Origin of the sequence: Candidatus Sulfidibacterium hydrothermale (assembly GCF_020149915.1) — a bacterium.
In the GTDB taxonomy this organism is placed as follows: domain Bacteria; phylum Bacteroidota; class Bacteroidia; order Bacteroidales; family F082; genus Sulfidibacterium; species Sulfidibacterium hydrothermale.
In genome coordinates this window covers 994,015-1,010,947 of sequence record NZ_CP083760.1, presented here as the reverse complement: position 1 = coordinate 1,010,947, position 16,933 = coordinate 994,015, and the positions used below count along the sequence as shown (strand labels likewise).

14 protein-coding genes are annotated in these 16,933 nt (G+C 42.5%); 10 read left to right on the top strand and 4 right to left on the bottom strand.

The annotated features are described in order from the left end of the window. The 8 genes from LA303_RS03930 to LA303_RS03895 all read left to right on the top strand — a co-directional run bounded on the left by LA303_RS03930 (nucleotide 1) and on the right by LA303_RS03895 (nucleotide 8,989). Entirely contained in the window at nucleotides 1-1,251 is a 1,251-nt protein-coding gene (locus tag LA303_RS03930) for an NADH-quinone oxidoreductase subunit D-related protein (RefSeq protein ID WP_240526630.1), read from the top strand. Nucleotides 1,252-1,291: 40 nt separating this feature from the next. Next, nucleotides 1,292-1,768, top strand: a complete 477-nt coding sequence (locus LA303_RS03925) for an NADH:ubiquinone oxidoreductase (protein WP_240526629.1) — start codon at nucleotides 1,292-1,294, stop codon at nucleotides 1,766-1,768. Next, the gene (locus LA303_RS03920) at nucleotides 1,765-3,663 is read left to right on the top strand and encodes a proton-conducting transporter transmembrane domain-containing protein (protein WP_240526628.1); all 1,899 of its coding nucleotides are present in this window, start codon (nucleotides 1,765-1,767) and stop codon (nucleotides 3,661-3,663) included. Before LA303_RS03925 ends, LA303_RS03920 begins: the two co-directional genes overlap by 4 nt. 167 nt (nucleotides 3,664-3,830) lie before the next feature. Next, complete coding sequence (locus tag LA303_RS03915; protein WP_240526627.1) at nucleotides 3,831-4,886, top strand: o-succinylbenzoate synthase; 1,056 nt, start codon at nucleotides 3,831-3,833, stop codon at nucleotides 4,884-4,886. Nucleotides 4,887-5,010: 124 nt separating this feature from the next. Continuing rightward, a complete protein-coding gene (locus LA303_RS03910) occupies nucleotides 5,011-5,883 on the top strand; it encodes an ORF6N domain-containing protein (protein ID WP_240526626.1) in 873 nt (290 codons plus the stop codon). A 66-nt stretch (nucleotides 5,884-5,949) separates the two neighbouring features. Next, on the top strand, nucleotides 5,950-7,017 hold the full coding sequence (locus tag LA303_RS03905; RefSeq protein WP_240526625.1) for an AMP-binding protein: 1,068 nt from the start codon (nucleotides 5,950-5,952) through the stop codon (nucleotides 7,015-7,017). 68 nt (nucleotides 7,018-7,085) lie between these two features. Then, on the top strand, nucleotides 7,086-7,763 hold the full coding sequence (locus tag LA303_RS03900) for a response regulator transcription factor (RefSeq protein ID WP_240526624.1): 678 nt from the start codon (nucleotides 7,086-7,088) through the stop codon (nucleotides 7,761-7,763). After that, nucleotides 7,760-8,989, top strand: coding sequence for a sensor histidine kinase (locus LA303_RS03895; protein WP_240526623.1), 1,230 nt, complete (start codon nucleotides 7,760-7,762; stop codon nucleotides 8,987-8,989). Before LA303_RS03900 ends, LA303_RS03895 begins: the two co-directional genes overlap by 4 nt. Nucleotides 8,990-8,991: 2 nt before the next feature. On the opposite strand, the gene LA303_RS03890 is transcribed toward LA303_RS03895, so the two are convergent. Then, complete coding sequence (locus tag LA303_RS03890; protein ID WP_240526622.1) at nucleotides 8,992-10,122, bottom strand: ATP-binding protein; 1,131 nt, start codon at nucleotides 10,120-10,122, stop codon at nucleotides 8,992-8,994. 200 nt (nucleotides 10,123-10,322) lie between these two features. Here LA303_RS03890 and LA303_RS03885 point away from each other — a divergent pair, with 200 nt between their 5' ends. Both LA303_RS03885 and LA303_RS03880 read left to right on the top strand, forming a co-directional pair. After that, nucleotides 10,323-11,378 (top strand): efflux RND transporter periplasmic adaptor subunit, encoded by a 1,056-nt coding sequence (locus tag LA303_RS03885; protein WP_240526621.1) that lies wholly within the window; start codon nucleotides 10,323-10,325, stop codon nucleotides 11,376-11,378. A 30-nt stretch (nucleotides 11,379-11,408) separates the two neighbouring features. Further along, the gene (locus tag LA303_RS03880; protein WP_240526620.1) at nucleotides 11,409-14,477 is read left to right on the top strand and encodes an efflux RND transporter permease subunit; all 3,069 of its coding nucleotides are present in this window, start codon (nucleotides 11,409-11,411) and stop codon (nucleotides 14,475-14,477) included. An 18-nt stretch (nucleotides 14,478-14,495) separates the two neighbouring features. On the opposite strand, the gene LA303_RS03875 is transcribed toward LA303_RS03880, so the two are convergent. From LA303_RS03875 to sfsA, 3 genes are all read right to left on the bottom strand, one after another. Next, nucleotides 14,496-15,608: an anti-sigma factor gene (locus LA303_RS03875; protein WP_240526619.1), complete on the bottom strand. Its 1,113-nt coding sequence runs from the start codon at nucleotides 15,606-15,608 to the stop codon at nucleotides 14,496-14,498. Further along, nucleotides 15,605-16,087 carry an RNA polymerase sigma factor gene (locus LA303_RS03870; protein ID WP_240526618.1) on the bottom strand — a complete coding sequence of 161 codons (483 nt, stop codon included), beginning with the start codon at nucleotides 16,085-16,087 and terminating at the stop codon, nucleotides 15,605-15,607. Before LA303_RS03870 ends, LA303_RS03875 begins: the two co-directional genes overlap by 4 nt. Nucleotides 16,088-16,159: 72 nt before the next feature. Next, on the bottom strand, nucleotides 16,160-16,855 hold the full coding sequence (gene sfsA / locus LA303_RS03865) for a DNA/RNA nuclease SfsA (RefSeq protein ID WP_240526617.1): 696 nt from the start codon (nucleotides 16,853-16,855) through the stop codon (nucleotides 16,160-16,162). Nucleotides 16,856-16,933: the final 78 nt, after the last annotated feature.

Here is a 16,933-nt window from a genome sequence, read left to right as displayed (position 1 = left end):
ATGAAATTATTGATCGGGATTATAGCCACGCACGAAGGCGAAAAGCTTTTTATTCTGGACAACGGACAGCCAGCGCTGGTCAATGTGGAAAAAGGCGACAATCCGGAAGAAACCTATCGTAACTATGCCCTTTTAAAGCAGCATCCGGTTAAAATTAATGATGAGCCTGTACACGGACCCGGGGTATTCAAATTTCGTTATGGTCCGGTTACTTCAGGTATTCGGGAAGCCGGCAGTTTTCATTTATACACTTACGGCGAAAAGATTTTACGTGCAACCATTGATATTAGCTGGAAACAAAGAGGAATGGAAAAAGCCATGGAACAGCAATTGCCCGAAAATGCCCTGCGCATGGCCGAGAATGTGTGTAGCAATTTTGCCCTATCCCATTCCGTTGCTTTTAGCCGGGCGGTGGAAATGTCGCTGGGCATAACCCCTTCTCTTCTTACCAAAAACTGGCGTACCCTTTTTATCGAATCCGAACGCATTTATAATCATTTACATCTGATTTATAAACTGGCTTCGGCGGCTGCACAAAAAGTGCTGGCTGCTCATGTAAGTGCTCTTTTCGAAGAAGCACTTCGGCTGAATGAGCGCTTAACCGGTTCGCGTTATCTGATGGGAATTAACAACATCGGCCGGTTAAATCATACGCCTGACCTATCCGGCATTCAGGAAATTGCCAACGGTTATCAACAGCTGGCCGATCGTTTTACCAAATTATACAAACACAGTCTGTCTAATTACAATTATTTAGACCGTTTGCATTCGGCAGGAATTGTCACCCCCGCTTTGGCCGAAGCCTGGGGCTTAACCGGACCTTCTCTGCGGGCCTGCGGAATAAAAGACTGTTTAAACAAAACAACAGAACATCTGGTAAGCCTTCCTGTAATCACTCAAAATCAGGGAGATGCACTAGCCAGAATGGAAGTCAGAGCCGAAGAACTGGTAAACTCATGTCTGTATCTTGTGGACCATTTGCGTGCCAGCGATTCGTGGTATGATACTGAAGAAAACAAGAACCAGGAGACAAATACTGAAGGAACAGGTTATGCTGTGGCCAATTCGCCCAGCGGAGCTTTGGGCTATTATGTGGAAGTGGAAAAGGGGGAAATGAAAAAAGTTGACATTTTTACCCCGTCTTACCCGGGGATGCATGCGGTTTCGCATGTGTTGGAAGGATTAATCTTCACCGATTTTCCTTTTGTATTTGACTCTTTTGGCGTGCACTTTGCCGATGCAGCATGTTGAAAACAAATTATATGATTAAGCAGATAATAATTTTAGTGATATGATACGGTGGTGGCCTTTATACGGACTCAAAAAGAAACTGACAGAACAAAGGGAGTATCTCTCTTCCGTAAAATTACGTCTTCCGACAACAACTGTTTTTAAACGTTCGTTATTTGTGTACATTATTGATGTGGGCAGCAGCAATGCCTTGAATTTTGAAATCAGTGCTTTGGAAGCGCCGCAGTACAACATGCATCGTTTCGGTATTTACTGGACCGATTCGCCCCGGCATGCGGATGTGCTTTTAATACTGGGACATCCCGTAAAAGCCATGATAAATCCTTTAAAAGAAACACTGTCGCAACTTCCGCAACCTTTTTACACCATTACCATAGACGACAACCCTCAACGTCCGGGCGGTGTTGACTATCCGGCATTGCCGAATCACATAGCCGCCATAACCGGAGTGCCTTCCCCATCACAAATTTTAGGATTATTCCTGGATATAGCCAAAACAAAAAGAAAACAGTCATGAAATTTTTATTTGTCATCACATTATTTCTGTTTGCTCTCGGAGCCATCTTTTCCCCGAAAACCAAACTAAGCTATATTCTGGGATTTCTCGGGGCTGTAAGTGCGTTTTTAATCGGTTGTTTTGCGCTGGTTCGCACACAGGTATTGTGGAATTTTCACCTGTTGCCCTCTGTTGAACTTTCTTTGTATATCGATCATTTGTCGGGTATTTTTATCATCATCGCTGCTGTATCGTGGATGGCGCTGGCTTTATATTCTGTTGATTATTCCAGACTTTACTCAAAAAAAAGGCTCTCGACAGGGTTTAATTTGTCGCTGGCCGGCATGTTATTGATTTTGACGGCACACGATGGCATCACCCTGCTGATTGGCTGGGAAATCATGACAATCTTTGCTTTTTTAATGATGCAGGGAACCGGAAAACATTTCGAACGTTCGTACCGTTTTCTGGCTTTTGGCGAATTGTCCACCATTTGCCTGGTGATGGGGTTTGCCGCATTATATGCTTTTACGGGAAGTCTGTCGTTTGATGCTTTGCATAAAGGAAGTTTCTTTGTGCTGATACTGCTTTCACTCGGTTTTATCATAAAAATGGATATTGTGCCTTTCCACAGCTGGATGCGGGGTATTTACGGGGATATTCCGGATAACACGGCAGCCCTGCTCAGTGCTCCGGTAACACTCATGGGTGTGTATGGGCTGGAGAGAATTATGCCTCTGCTGCCGCACAACCAGCTATGGGATATGATTATTATTCTGCTGGGAGCTTTTTCTGCCTTTTGGGGCGGTTTGCAAGCAGCGGCGGCCGACAAAATACGGTTACTTCCCGCTTATTCAACGGTTGAAAATAACGGAATGATATTGACAGCCATCGGTTTTTATGCACTGGCGGAGGGTTCCGGTTTGCCAAACTTACATTATCTGGCCACTTTTGCCCTGGCAGCTTCGCTTATTCTTGTGATATCGCATACTTTATCCAAAACACTGATGTTTATGTCGGTAGGGCATGCCAAAGAAGCTTACAATGTACACACCATTGATGAGGCCAGGGGCGTTTGGAGCGGTGTGGGCCGAATTCCGGCTTTGGGCATTGTTATTTCGGCACTTTCTTTTAGTGCCTTTCCGCCATTGATTGGTTATGCCGGCGAATGGATGATCCTGGAAACGTTGTTTCAGTCGTATCGTTTTCCCGGTATTGCCGTGGCATTTTTTTCGGCACTGGCCGGCATACTCATTGCACTGGCCATCGGATTGATTGGCTTTGCCATGATAAAACTCATCGGTTATACCGCCCTGGGATATGATCATGGTCGCAAAAGCCGGCCCATTCCCAATCGGTTGATGCATATTGCCGAAGTAGCACTGGAATCACTTATTGTGCTGGGAGGAATCGGGTTGCCTTTGCTTATCCTGTTTATTGGTTTTCCGCACCTATTAATCGGGCTTCTCGCTGTTCCGGCTCCTTTGGTGCTGGCTTCGGGGATGCCTGCTTTCGGGGTCATTTCACCGACTTTTATTGGTATTATCATGCTGGTTTTGATGATAATTCCGTTGTGGTTGTTTATGAAAAACAAGAAAAAAACACGGAAAGTTCCCTCCTGGAATGGCGGAATTGAGCTGCAGGAAAGCGAATTTTTCAGTGCTCCCGCCTATTCACAAATTTTGGAACATATCCTGCGCGGATTTTACCGTACCCACGAAACAAAATCAAAAACACGCAGCAGTATTCAGGTGGAAGATCTTTTAATACGTCCCACAGAAGCCATTACCCGACTGGTCAGAAAAGTGGGCGAAAAAACAGCGTCGGTTTTGATGAACGGCAAAATCAGTGCTTACGTGGCTTACATCCTGCTTATTTTCATAACGGTTTTTATCATCGGAATGATGGTAAAATAATGCTCGACTGTACTTATTCGGGACTTTTAATTGCTAATCCGGTTTTCAAAACAGGCTTCCCTGTAAAAAAAATTAACTACCGAACTGAGGTTACGATAATTTGCCATATGATGGTGTAAAACGGTTTTCACAACCGCCATATTTTTTATTTTTACCAAAACATTTTTATGCTTCAGCTATCCTATAAAAAGCATGTTTTACAATTTAAGCGTCCGGCCGGCACTTCACGGGGAGTACTTACACAAAAAACCTCTTATTATCTGTTGGTTCGCGACACAGAAAATCCGGAGATTACCGGCATTGGCGAGTGCAGCACAATAAAAGGACTGAGTCCCGACCCGTGGAACCGTTACGAAGAAACACTGGATGCTGTTTGCCACGGTCCGGAACCACCGGAATACTGGCTGCAGGCGGGATTAGAAGATTTCCCTTCCATCCGTTTCGGACTGGAAACGGCTTTGCTCGACCGTCAAAAAGGAGGCCGGCGCATCTTATTCCCTTCTGAATTCACACAGGGCCGCAAAGGAATAACCATCAACGGACTGATTTGGATGGGCGATGCCGGTTTTATGAAACAACAAATCCGCAAAAAGCTGGATGCCGGTTTCCGGTGTGTTAAGCTGAAAATTGGGGCCATTGACTTTGAAAAAGAGCTGGAGCTGTTGAAAATGATTCGTCTCGAACATGATGAAAAAGAGCTGGAGCTGCGTGTGGACGCCAACGGCGCTTTTGCACCGGATGAAGCATTGGAAAAATTAAAAAGGCTGTCGGATTTTGCCCTTCATTCCATTGAGCAACCCATCCGGCAGGGACAATGGGAAATGATGGCGCGGTTGTGCGAAACATCACCCGTTCCCGTGGCGCTGGACGAAGAACTCATCGGGCTGAAAACCACAGAAGAGATGCAAAAGATGATGCAAACCGTTCGGCCACAGTATCTGGTTTTAAAACCTTCGCTGTTGGGTGGTTTTGCAAAAAGCCGGCAGTGGATAGCAATGGCGGAACAAAGCGGCACAGGCTGGTGGGTAACCTCGGCACTGGAAGGCAATATTGGGCTGAATGCCATTGCGCAGTGGACTTTCCTGCTGGAAAACCCGCTGCCACAGGGACTCGGCACCGGACAACTTTTTACCAATAACATCTCTTCACCACTGTTTATCGAAGGCGACCAGTTAAAATTTGCCCCGGAAAACCGATGGGACTTAGATTTCCTTGAACCATAACGGATGGCATTTATAAATTTAAAAGAGGAAAACATAAAGAGAAATTGTTTTATTTTTTGCTTACAAGAAGTATCTTTGTAAATAATTCAAAAACAGTTCTGTTAAGAGTTAACCTGATGCAGAAATGAAAGATAAAAATAAAATAGTTCCCGTTGAAAATATCAAAAGTATGATATTTTCATTCCGCGGACTTCAGGTGATGATTGACAGAGATTTGGCCGAACTTTATGGTGTGGGAACGAAAGTGCTAAATCAGGCTGTAAAAAGAAACATTGAACGATTTCCTAATGATTTTCGATTTCAACTTACAGATTATGAAAAACATAAACTGGTCACAAATTGTGACCGGTTTAGAAAATTAAAACATTCATCCGTAAATCCATATGCTTTTACCGAACAAGGGGTTGCCATGTTATCTACTGTTTTAAGAAGTGAAACAGCAATAAGGGCCAGCATCCAAATAATGAGAGCTTTTGTCGAATTGAAAAAATTTATTTCTACGAATGCCGCAATATTCCAAAGGCTTGAAAATGTTGAAATGAAACAAATAGCAACGGACGAAAAAATAGAAAGAATATTTAAAGCTCTTGAGAACAACAACCTAAAGCCAAAACAAGGAATATTTTATAACGGGCAAATATTTGATGCATATAAATTTATAACCGAATTGATTAAAGGAGCAAAAAAATCAATCGTGTTAATTGATAATTATATTGATGAAACTGTATTGACATTGTTTAGTAAGAATCAAAAAGTAGATGTAAAGATTTACACGAAAAATGTTACTAAACAACTCAAACTGGATTTAGAAAAATACAATGCCCAATATAAATCAATAGAAATAAAAAAATTCAACCAGGCTCACGACAGATTTTTGATAATAGACAACAAAGAAGTTTATCATTTTGGGGCAAGTTTAAAAGATTTAGGGAAAAAATGGTTTGGGTTTTCAAAATTCGACATGGAAGCAATAGAGCTATTAACAAAATTAGAATGAATAAATCCACCCGATAATATTATCGTATACATCAATAAAAAACTGAATTTAAAACAACTTCATATTTTGACCAGAGAAAAAAAAATACTCCGCCTGAACACCCGGGCTTTTGATGAAGCCTGGCATTTACAGTACGCTTACACGCACTTGAAAGAGAACTGGTCACCGGCGCCCTGGAAAAAGGAACTAATGTATTTTATTATCGACTGGCTGTCGGATACAGAAACCATAACGGTGCAAACTTCGGGCAGCACCGGAACACCGAAGAAAATCAGGGTGGACAAAAAAGCCATGAAAGCCAGTGCCCGAATGACGCTGGATTTTTTTGATTTAAAACCCGGCGATAAAATACTGCTTTGCCTTCCTGTCCGGTACATTGCTGCCAAAATGATGGTCGTGCGGGCTTTTACCGGGCAACTGGATTTGTACTGCATTGAGCCGAAACTGTATCCTTACAGCGAATGGACTCCGGAATTGCATTTTGCCGCCATGACTCCCGCCCAGGCGGAAAAGCTGCTGGAAACAGAAGAGGGAACTGCTTTCTTAAACCGCATTGAAAAACTGTTACTGGGTGGCTCAGGACTTTCTCTTCTGCTGGAAGAAAAATTACAAACATTGCAAACAAAAGTGTGGCACAGTTACGGCATGACGGAAACACTGACGCACGTGGCATTGCGCAAAGTAAACGGGCCGGATAAAACCACCGGCTTTCAGCCGCTGCCGGGTGTTTCGCTCAGCCAAACTCCCAACGGCTGCCTGCAAATTACCGCTCCGCATATTGGCGTTTTCGATTTGGAAACCCACGATGTGGTCGAATTTCTGCCGGACGGCAGCTTCCGGATGCTCGGCAGAACCGACAACGTCATCAACAGCGGCGGAGTAAAACTGTTTCCGGAACAAATTGAACAAAAGCTGTCAACCCGGATTCAAAAACCGTTTTATATCGGGAAACAACCGGACCGTCTGCTTGGCGAACGTCCGGTGTTGTTTATCGAATCGGAACCCTGGCCGGAAAATTCAATTCTTCAACTGAAAAAGCAGATGCAGGAAATTCTGAAAAAGATTGAAATACCTGACAACATTGTTTTCAAAACGAAATTTGAAAGAACCGCATCCGGTAAAATTATCCGTTAGCTCAAAAATCAATCCTTCAAATTTTCTTTAGATTTTATCTGTTATCTTTGTATGCAAGCCTGACGGAAATGAAAATACTGGTTGTAGAAGATGAAAAAGAATTGCGGGAAAGAATCACTTTTTTCCTGCAACAGGAAGGTTTTGTCTGCGAAAAGGCAGATTCTTATTTCACGGCAGAAGATAAGCTGGCAGCTTTTGATTATGATGTCATTATCCTGGATATTACCCTGCCGGATGGCAACGGTCTGGATTTACTTCAGAAAATCAAAACAAAAAACAACAACACCGGTATTATCATCGTTTCGGCCCGTGATGCACTAGACGACAAACTCCACGGTCTTGACCTGGGAGCCGACGATTACATTACCAAACCGTTCCACCTTTCTGAGCTAAATGCACGTATCCGGGCCGTACTGCGCAGAAGAAAATTTGACGGAACGCGTAAACTCGTTTTCAACGAATTTCAATTATTTCCTGAACAACGGGAGGTTTTTATCCATCAAAAAAAACTACAACTTACCCCAAAAGAGTACGAAATGTTGCTCTATTTTGTGATTAACAAAAACCGGGTACTCACCCGGCAATCCATTGCCGAACATTTGTGGGGCGACTATATGGATATGGCCGACCGGTTTGATTTTGTTTATACCCACCTGAACAACTTGCGTAAAAAAATAAAAAATGCCGGAGGAAACGACTACATCAAAACCATCTACGGCATTGGTTATAAAATGGAAGCCCATTGAAACTATTAAAAAAAATAAACCGGAGTTATCTTATCAGCTCTGCCATTGTGTTATTGGTCGGATTGCTTATTTTTTATTTCCTGATCAACCGTATTGCTTCACACGAAATCCTGGAGGGGCTGCATGCCAGTGAAACCCGCATTGTTCATGAATTAAAAAATCACAAAGCCGTACCCCGGCTTTATCCGTTGATCGAAGTAACGCGAACGTCCAAAACCGGCCCGGAATATGTAAAAGACACCACCATTTTTGATCCGGTAGAAAACGAAAACGAAGTATTTAAAGAACTCAATACTTTCCGGAGAATTAACGGCGAAAATTATCATATCGTCATCCGGGCACTGGCTGTCGAAAAAAGAGATATTGTTTCCAGCATCTTTCTCAGCATTACCGCTATTTTTTTATTGCTCATTATTACCCTGTATTTCATCAACAAAAAGGCAGCATCTGCAATATGGCAACCTTTTTACCAGAACCTGTCGGCACTCAAAGCTTTTTCCCTGAAAGAAAATCAAAAAGTCATTTTGCAAAAAACCGGCATTGCCGAATTTGACGAACTAAACCACGTGGTTTCTGAGCTTACACAAAAAGTACAAAACGACTACCAAAGTCTGAAAGAGTTTACCGAAAATGCATCACACGAGATTCAGACACCACTGTCGGTTATTTTGATGAATCTGGAGGAAGTTTTACAGCAAGACCTTCCGGAAAAAGAATTAACCCGCATTTACCACACTTACGAGGCCGCCAAACGGCTCTCTGCCCTCAACCGGCATCTGCTTCTGCTCACCAAAATAGAGAACAAACAATTTACTCCCAAAAGCCTTTGTCTGAATCAAACCATCCAAAGCCGATATACCGTGCTCCTGCCACTCATTGAAAGCGCAAAGCTCCAGGTGAAAACAGAAGAAAAGGGATGTTTCCGGGTAAGAATGCATGAAACACTGGCAGAAACACTCATCAACAACCTGCTTTCCAACGCCATAAAACACAATAAAAAAGAAGGCGTTATTCACCTGATCCTTACTGACAAGACATTGAAAATCTGTAATACAGGAAATGAAAACCCGCTACCACAAGAAACTATTTTTCAACGGTTTGTAAAAAAAGATTCTCAGGGACTGGGACTTGGATTAGCCATCGTGAAACGTATCTGCGAAACCCATCAGTTAGAAATCAAATACACCTTTTCGAAAGGGATACATTGCTTTACGATAAAAAGATAGTTTTAACCGGTTACAAAATCCAAATAATTTGATCTGTCAATTACCTGCCACGAAGCTTCCGGATAAATGTCGTACCATAGTTGGGGAGGCTTACTGTTTTTGGCTTTCCATTTAAATTCAAATCCGAAAAGTCTTCCATCACGTTCTTCTACAAAGTCAACTTCTTTACCCGACCATGTTCTCCAGAAAAAATTATTGGCATAAAGGGATGTATAAGCTTGTTTTTTTAAGCGTTCCAGCACAAGGAAATTTTCCCACAACTGTCCTTTGTCGTTTCGCATGTTTAAAGGATTGAGATTGGCAATAACAGTATTTCTGATACCATTATCGTAAAAATAATATTTTGCTTTTTTTGAGATTTCCTTTCGTAGGTTGCTGCTGTATCCTCTTAACGTAAAAATAATGAAAGATTTTTCGAGTAATTCGATATAACGTTTTACTGTCTTGTTATCAATTTTCAGGTTTTGAGCTAATTCATTGATGGACACTTCGCTACCCACCTGAAATGCCAATAATCGGAGGAGATCGATCAAAATTTGCGGACTTTTAATTCTCTCAAATTCAAGAATATCTTTAAACAGATAGGAACCTGTCAGTTCCTCCAAAATATTCTTTTTTTCCGTAACAGTTTCTGCCGTTATCACGGCAGGGTAACTACCATAGATTAAAAATTCATCTATTTTTTCTTTTAATTCATAACGGTTAAAATGATGAAGCATTTCCATTTGTGCAACAGGATAGAGCATCAAAGTGGTTTTTCGCCCTGTTAACGGTTCACCAGTCTGACCTGTAAGCTCAAAAGAAGAAGAGCCGGTTGCAATAATCCGGATATTAGGAATATGATCAACCATTAATTTCATCCCCATTCCAATATGAGGAATTTTTTGTGCTTCGTCGATGGCGATTAAATCGTAACCTTCACAAAAAGACGTTATTTCTTTTAGCGACTGTGAACCAAGTGCCTGATGAATAGTAATGTTATCTCCGGTTACTTTTTTAATTTTCAGGCTGGTTGTTGAAAGGAAATCTTCCATCAGAGTGGTCTTTCCCACCTGACGAGGCCCCAATATAATGAGTGCTTTGTTTGGTTTTAAATAGGGAGCAAGATTTCCGTATTTGCGGTACAGCTTCATCTTTTTTAATACAAAAGTAGATTATTTATACGTAGATTCCAAAAAATAATTGAATTATTAGGAGTATTACTCCAAAAAATTAACAAACTTTTTGGAATTTATCTGCATTTAAGGAAGCCTGCTCTTTAAATTTCCTTTAGATTCTTTTTCTATTCTTGTTTTTTGTTGAACCAAATTGTTTTAGAATAATTCAAAAACTCATGACAAAACGTTTTTTCATCAAGATATTACCAATAGGTTTTATTCTTTTGCTTTTTCTTGTAAGCTGTGGACACAAGGAATCAAAAGTCCACGAAAAAGTTCATGTTAAAACCGAAACCGCCACAGCTACTGTAAAAACTTTTTACGAAAGAATCAATGGTTTTGGAACCATCCAAGCCGTTAAAACGCTGGACCTGGAAGCCAAATTTGGGGGTATTGTACACTTCAAAAACATGCAAGGTCACATTAAAAAAGGAATGGTTATTTATACGATCAATGGTCCGGAAATCGACTTAAAACGAGAAAAGCTGGAAAAAGCGCTCACCACTGCCCAGACACAATACCTGTATTACAAACAGTTTTATGAAGCCAAAAAAAAGCTGGCGGAGAAATCTTTTCTGTCAAGAATTGAATTTGAAAAAGTTACCAGCGACTTACAAAAAGCGCAAAACAACCTGAACAACGCGCAATACGAACTGAATTATTTTCTTACCATGACCCGCTATAAAGCTCCGTTCAGTGGTTATCTCGACAATTTGCAGGTACCCCAGGGAGAAGACGCCGCTGTCGGCCAGCTTCTCGGAACTTTTCAGGACGACGACCATGTAAAACTTGTTGCACCGTTCTATGGAAATATCAACCGTTTACCCCACAACAAAATAAAACTACAGATTGGTCAAAACACTTTTGAAGGAAAAATCATTTACAAAGAAAAAGCGGTAAATCCATCCACTGGCGGACACACACTCTGGATCACGCTGCAAGATTCGCTCCACCTGCTGAAATGCGGAAATTACGTTTCGTTTTCTTTTCTTGTTAACCGGCACAAGGCCGTATCCGTTCCACAAACAGCTGTTATCCGGCAGAATAATCATTTTTATGTGATGGGACTGGTTGATCATCACTACCAAAAAATCTCGGTCATCCCCGGACCAACCCAAAACGGACAAACAGAAATCAAAAAAGGGCTAAAAAACGGCATGGTCGTGTTAACGGAAGGGGCTTTTGAAGTGTTTTACGGAAACCTTTCCCGGACGATGAAAGTGGACGACTAACCAAAGGCCCAATTAAAAAAGTTCAAGCCGATGAAAAGGTTTATTGAAAATTTCATTAAACATCCGTTTTACACTTTGGCCGGGATGGTTATTCTGATCCTTTTCGGAGCCTGGAGTTTGTACAAAATGCCCGTGGACTATTTTCCGGGATTAAACTATCCTTTAATCAACGTTGTGACAGAATATTCCGGGGTTTCGCCAAACAACATGGAAATTTTAGTCACCCGTCCTGTGGAAGAGGCATTGCAAAGTATCCGCGGGATAAAACGTACTTCATCGGTTACCACCATGGGACATTCCGAAGTTACCGTAGAATTCAGCAGCAATTATACGATTACCGAAGCCCGCCAGCTTACTGCAGCCGCTCTTTCTCGGTTATCGGGTCAGTTGCCGGCAGGAGTAGTGCCGGTAATTGACAACCTTGGCAGCCGCATGCAGGAAATCATCGGATTCACTTTTACCAACCCAAAAATCCCATCCTGGAAACTTCGTAATCTTGTTCAATACCGTATAAAACCCGCATTGCTGAGTCTTGGGAATATTTCCCGCATAGAAGTCATTGGAGGGGAACGCCCCGCTTTTATCGTAGAACCCGATGCACAAAAACTGCGTTTGTTACATTTAAGCTTCGCCGATATTGAAAAGGTACTGAAAGACAATAACATCATCGTTTCAGGACGATACCTTGCTCTGAATTATTATGATGTACCGATTCAGGGAAATGGCCAGTATCAATCGCTTTCCGATTTACAACAGCTGAAAGTAGCTTCCCGGCCCAACGGCTTACCGGTGTTACTAAAGGATATCGCCAACATAAAAAAGGGCGGATTACCCAAACATTACATCGTCCGCGCCGGAAAATATCCGGCCATTGCCCTGCTGGTACAAAAAACAGCCGGTTCAGGCACCATTCGGGTGGCTTCATCGGTTCAGAAATCGATGAAAACATTAAAAAAACTATTGCCACCGGGCACACAGATTCATAAATTTTATGATCAGTCGGAGATACTCCGTTCATCCATGTCGGGTGTTCGCGAAGAAATTTACATCGGTGCCATCCTGGCTATGCTGATTTTATTTTTATTTCTTCAACGCCTCACTCCTACCCTGATTGTTTCCGTAACCATCCCACTGGCTTTAATGTTTGCCGTAACCATCATGTATGCCATGGGCTACACGCTGAACATGATCACCCTGGCTGCGCTGACCCTCTCGCTGGGAATGGTGGTGGATGATTCGGTTATCGTGCTGGAGATCATCGAAAAATTCCTGGAAAAAGGAGAATCTCTTGTTGAAGCCATTCGAAATGGAATTCGTGAAATTTTTGCTGCCGACCTGAACGGCACACTGACTACGATCATTGTTTTTCTCCCATTACTGTTTATTTCAGGATATCTGAAAGATCTAATCACTCCTTTCGGGACAACCATCGCCCTAACACTAACCGGTTCTTTTTTGATTTCTGTCACGGTTATTCCAGCTCTGGTTTATCGTGCAGGAGCCAACGGACTGAAAAACAAAAAGCTGAAAGAACCGGTCTTTTTACAAAGATTTCACTTTTACAACGACAAACTGCTGACCTTTTCTCTATCCCACAAAAAAACAATTATTCTCTTGCTGTTTATTTTATTCGTTGCAGGAGCCAGCCTGCTGCCCGTTACCAACAAAGCCGACATACTCCCGCCTGTGGACGAAGGCGCCCTGTTGTTCGAATACGTGATGCGGCCTGGGGTTTCTTTAAAAGAATCTGAAAAAGTAGCCGGAGAACTGATGCAGATCATTCAAAAAAATCCCAACGTAGATAATATTTATCTGCGTACGGGTTCCCCATCGAACACTTTCTATGTAGAAGGCGTCAACCGCGGAGAAATGTTTATCAAACTGGTTGATAAAAAACATCGCACAGAAACCGCATCCCAGCTGATCAGCAGACTCAAGAAACAACTGACAGCTTTCGATGGGATAGTAATCCTTTATCATCAGCCAACACAGGAAAACATCGACGAAAGTTTCAGCGGACTGCCTGCTTTTTTCGGCGTCACCGTAACCGGTCCGGATTTGGACACGCTTACCCGCCTTGCGGCTTCTGTTGAAAAAACGCTCAAAGAAACAGGGGATTTCAGCGAAATCATCAACCGTTCAAAATACCTTGTTCCACAGATAGAAGTTTTGCCCCATCGTGCTGCAATGGCCCGGTACGGCATTTCCGGCATTGATTTATTCCGGGAACTGGCACTGGCTTTCCGCGGAGAAACCGTTACCCGTTTTATTAAAGAACAAATTCCGGTTTCTGTTTTTTTGCGTTTACCACCAACTGACCGGAACAACCCTGAAAAACTGGAACACCTGGCCATTCGTACGCAGACCGGGAAATATATTCCGCTGAACCACGTAGCTTCTGTAAAAATGATTAACGTTTTGCCTTTCATCAACCACTTAAACGGCGAACGGGAAATCACCATCGTGGCTGATCCTGAGGGAAATCTTTTTAATACGGTAAAAAAGTTAAAAACTGCGTTGGAAATTCATGCTTTGCCTACCGGCTATCATCTGCAAATACGGGGTCAGTATCAAACCCTCATGGAGACATTCCGGTCGTTTATTTTTGTGATTCTAATCGCAATTATCCTGATTTACATCATTCTATATTTACAATTCAACTCTTTCTGGCAGCCTTTTGTTATCCTCTTAAAAATTCCGCTGGACTTTATCGGCGTTTTCATCATTCTGCTCATCACCCGGCAACAACTAAACATTTCTGTTGCCCTTGGGCTGCTGACTTTAACCGGTGTTTCGGTGAACAATGCCATTCTTTTAATCGATAAAATAAACCGTTTACGAAAGGAAGAAAATTACAGCCTGCCGGAGGCCCTGAAAGCAGCCGTTCATTTACGAACCCGCCCCATTTTAATGACCGGATTAACCACCATCATTGCCCTGCTGCCGGCAGCTGCCGGCCTGGGATCGGCCATTCATCAGCCTTTTGCCGTCACCGTTATCGGAGGAATGATCACAGGAATCATTTTTTCGCTGAATGTAATTCCCATGTTTTATAGCCTGTTTGCACAGAAGTTTGAAAAGAAAAATGTATGGGGATAAATTGGAATTCCTTCCGGCTTACCGGTTTAACGAAGCTGTTTTTACCGACCGGTTGATGCTAAAATTATCAGAAAGCAGATGATAATCAATCAGATTCCCTTTGGCATCGTAAGTCTTCACCATTACCATATCATGATCGGTCAATGCATTTACGGCATCCACTCCTTTTTCAAGTATTTTCACAAAACCTTTGTCGTGGACTTCTTCTGCCTTTCTTTTCTTTTTTTGCAGTGCAAAAACGGTAGCCAGCTCTGAGAAAGGTTTACCAAGGGTCTTGCGAAGTAAATTATCCTTCCGGACATTCTCAACAACCACAGGCTCCGACAAGATTAAAGTCTCCGTGTGTAAGGTCGTTGTAGGAAAACGCAGTGGTGCATAATCCCGTTCCTGCTCAAAAAACGGAGTTATATCAGCAGAAGCCAGCATGTTCACCGGTTTGTAACGCCGGATCGGCAACAGAGAATGTCTGGAAACCGGATGTTTTTTTTGTTTCTCCTCTTTTGGCGACGTTATTTTTTTCTTTTTGATGTCTACTTTTTTCTCTGCAAAAACAACCGGTGCTGATTTAGATGGCAACTTTTTAACGGTTTCAGAAACAGAAGCCAAATGAATTTGCCGAACCGGCTTATGCGGAATCAACAACGACAGCCCCCAAAAAAGCAGTAACAAAGCAGCCACTGCCGATGCAGCATAAGGCCACCAAAACAAAACCGTCCGTTTTTTTAACTGTTCTTTATCCGGATACAAAACCTTTTTGTCGGGAATCACTTTTGCTTTTCCGGTAACAAGATATTCCTCTTTCAGCTGCGGATTAGCCGTTAAAAAAGCGGTTAAATCCTGCTGTTCTTCCGACGAAAGTTCTCCATCGTGTGCCCATACAAAATACGCCGGATAGTTTTGTTCGTGAATACGTTCTGTGGCAACCACTTCGGGCTGTTTCAGGCTTGCCTTAAGCGGGAAACGAATGGTTTCTTTTTTTAGCAAAGGTGCGGAAGCAAATGCATTGAATTCTTCCTGCAAATCAGGATGCTGTTCAAGGAACAATAACAGTTCCGCTTTCTCTTCCGGAGAAAGGTTCCCATCATAATAATCAATGATGTATTGTCCGTAATTTTCCTTGTCAATTGTCATATTACTACTTCCGGTTTACCGATGAACTTCTTCAAAAACATTCTTGCCCTGAAGATATACACCTTTACCTGACTCTCATTCAGGCCAGTAATTTCGCCTATTTCACGGTATGAATAACCTTCATAATCACGCAGCAGAATCACCGACCGTTGTATTTCCGGCAACAGCTCCACGGCTTTATTCAGAATTTCCTTTAAATCGGAATAACCCGAAGAAACCGTTCCGGCACTTTTTTCCGGTTCCAATGTTTCCATCCGGTTGTATTTTCTGAAATGATCCACCATCGCCCGGTAAGCTGTTGTAAACAACCACGATTTTCCTTTTTCCCTTTTTACCTCTTCATGATGTTCCCACAACCGCATAAAAGCTTCCTGCACCAAATCCTGAGCCAGTTCATGTTCTTTCGTATTCTTCAACAGGAACCGGTAAAGCCCGTCGGCTACTTCATCCACACAACGGTTGTATTCACGTATGTTCATTCAAGGGTAAAATTGCTGTCATTATTGATGAAACGAAAAACAGATACCATTTGTTACAATCCGGTCTTTTTTTTACCGGAGAACAAAAGGTAATTCGCGCACAATCTCAATCTTTTCCGGAGAAACCTCAGCCTGTACCGGTATCACTTCCACCCCGGCAGTCACGGCTTTTTCCAAAGCATCGGCATAAGCCGGATCAATTTCCCGTGCCGGGCCAAACCGGTGAACACCCGTTCGCTGAATCACATACAGCATCACGGCACGCATTCCGGCTTTTTTTACTTCCATAAGGGTTTCAAGATGTTTTTTCCCACGGGTAGTTACGGCATCCGGAAAAAGAGCAAAATCACCGGATTTCATGGTTACATTTTTTACTTCCACAAAACATTTTTCCCGGTCGTTCTCGGCAAAAATATCAAAACGGCTGTCGCCAAAAGTTACTTCCCTCTTCACCGAAGTATACCCCCGCAGTTTTTTGATTTTCCCGTCGCGGATGGCTTCGTAAGCCAACAAGTTAGGAATGGAGGTATTAATGCCTATCCAGCCGCCATTGATAAATATCATCTCCCAGGTAAATTTGGTTTTACGTTTCGGATCGTTTACCGGCGTAAGACACACAGGAGCCCCCGTTTCCAAACAGGTTTTCATGGAACCCGAATTGGTACAATGCGCCGTTACCACGGTTCCGTCTTCCAGTTCCACATCGGCCAAAAAACGTTTATACCGTTTGATCAATTTCCCGTGAACCAGCTTTTCTTTAAACTGCATTTTTAAACTGTATTTTTCTGTTTTTGACAAAAGTACGGAAAAACGCCAGGGGCAAACCGTGCAATTCTGAAACTTCAA

Excerpts from the sequence above, each read along its gene's own strand:
- LA303_RS03930 (WP_240526630.1), top strand. The coding sequence starts at position 1 with ATGAAATTATTGATCGGGATTATAGCCACGCACGAAGGCGAAAAGCTT.
- LA303_RS03925 (WP_240526629.1), top strand. The coding sequence starts at position 1,292 with ATGATACGGTGGTGGCCTTTATACGGACTCAAAAAGAAACTGACAGAA.
- LA303_RS03920 (WP_240526628.1), top strand. The coding sequence starts at position 1,765 with ATGAAATTTTTATTTGTCATCACATTATTTCTGTTTGCTCTCGGAGCC.
- LA303_RS03915 (WP_240526627.1), top strand. The coding sequence starts at position 3,831 with ATGCTTCAGCTATCCTATAAAAAGCATGTTTTACAATTTAAGCGTCCG.
- LA303_RS03910 (WP_240526626.1), top strand. The coding sequence starts at position 5,011 with ATGAAAGATAAAAATAAAATAGTTCCCGTTGAAAATATCAAAAGTATG.
- LA303_RS03900 (WP_240526624.1), top strand. The coding sequence starts at position 7,086 with ATGAAAATACTGGTTGTAGAAGATGAAAAAGAATTGCGGGAAAGAATC.
- LA303_RS03890 (WP_240526622.1), bottom strand. The coding sequence starts at position 10,122 with ATGAAGCTGTACCGCAAATACGGAAATCTTGCTCCCTATTTAAAACCA.
- LA303_RS03885 (WP_240526621.1), top strand. The coding sequence starts at position 10,323 with ATGACAAAACGTTTTTTCATCAAGATATTACCAATAGGTTTTATTCTT.
- LA303_RS03880 (WP_240526620.1), top strand. The coding sequence starts at position 11,409 with ATGAAAAGGTTTATTGAAAATTTCATTAAACATCCGTTTTACACTTTG.
- LA303_RS03875 (WP_240526619.1), bottom strand. The coding sequence starts at position 15,608 with ATGACAATTGACAAGGAAAATTACGGACAATACATCATTGATTATTAT.
- LA303_RS03870 (WP_240526618.1), bottom strand. The coding sequence starts at position 16,087 with ATGAACATACGTGAATACAACCGTTGTGTGGATGAAGTAGCCGACGGG.
- sfsA (WP_240526617.1), bottom strand. The coding sequence starts at position 16,855 with ATGCAGTTTAAAGAAAAGCTGGTTCACGGGAAATTGATCAAACGGTAT.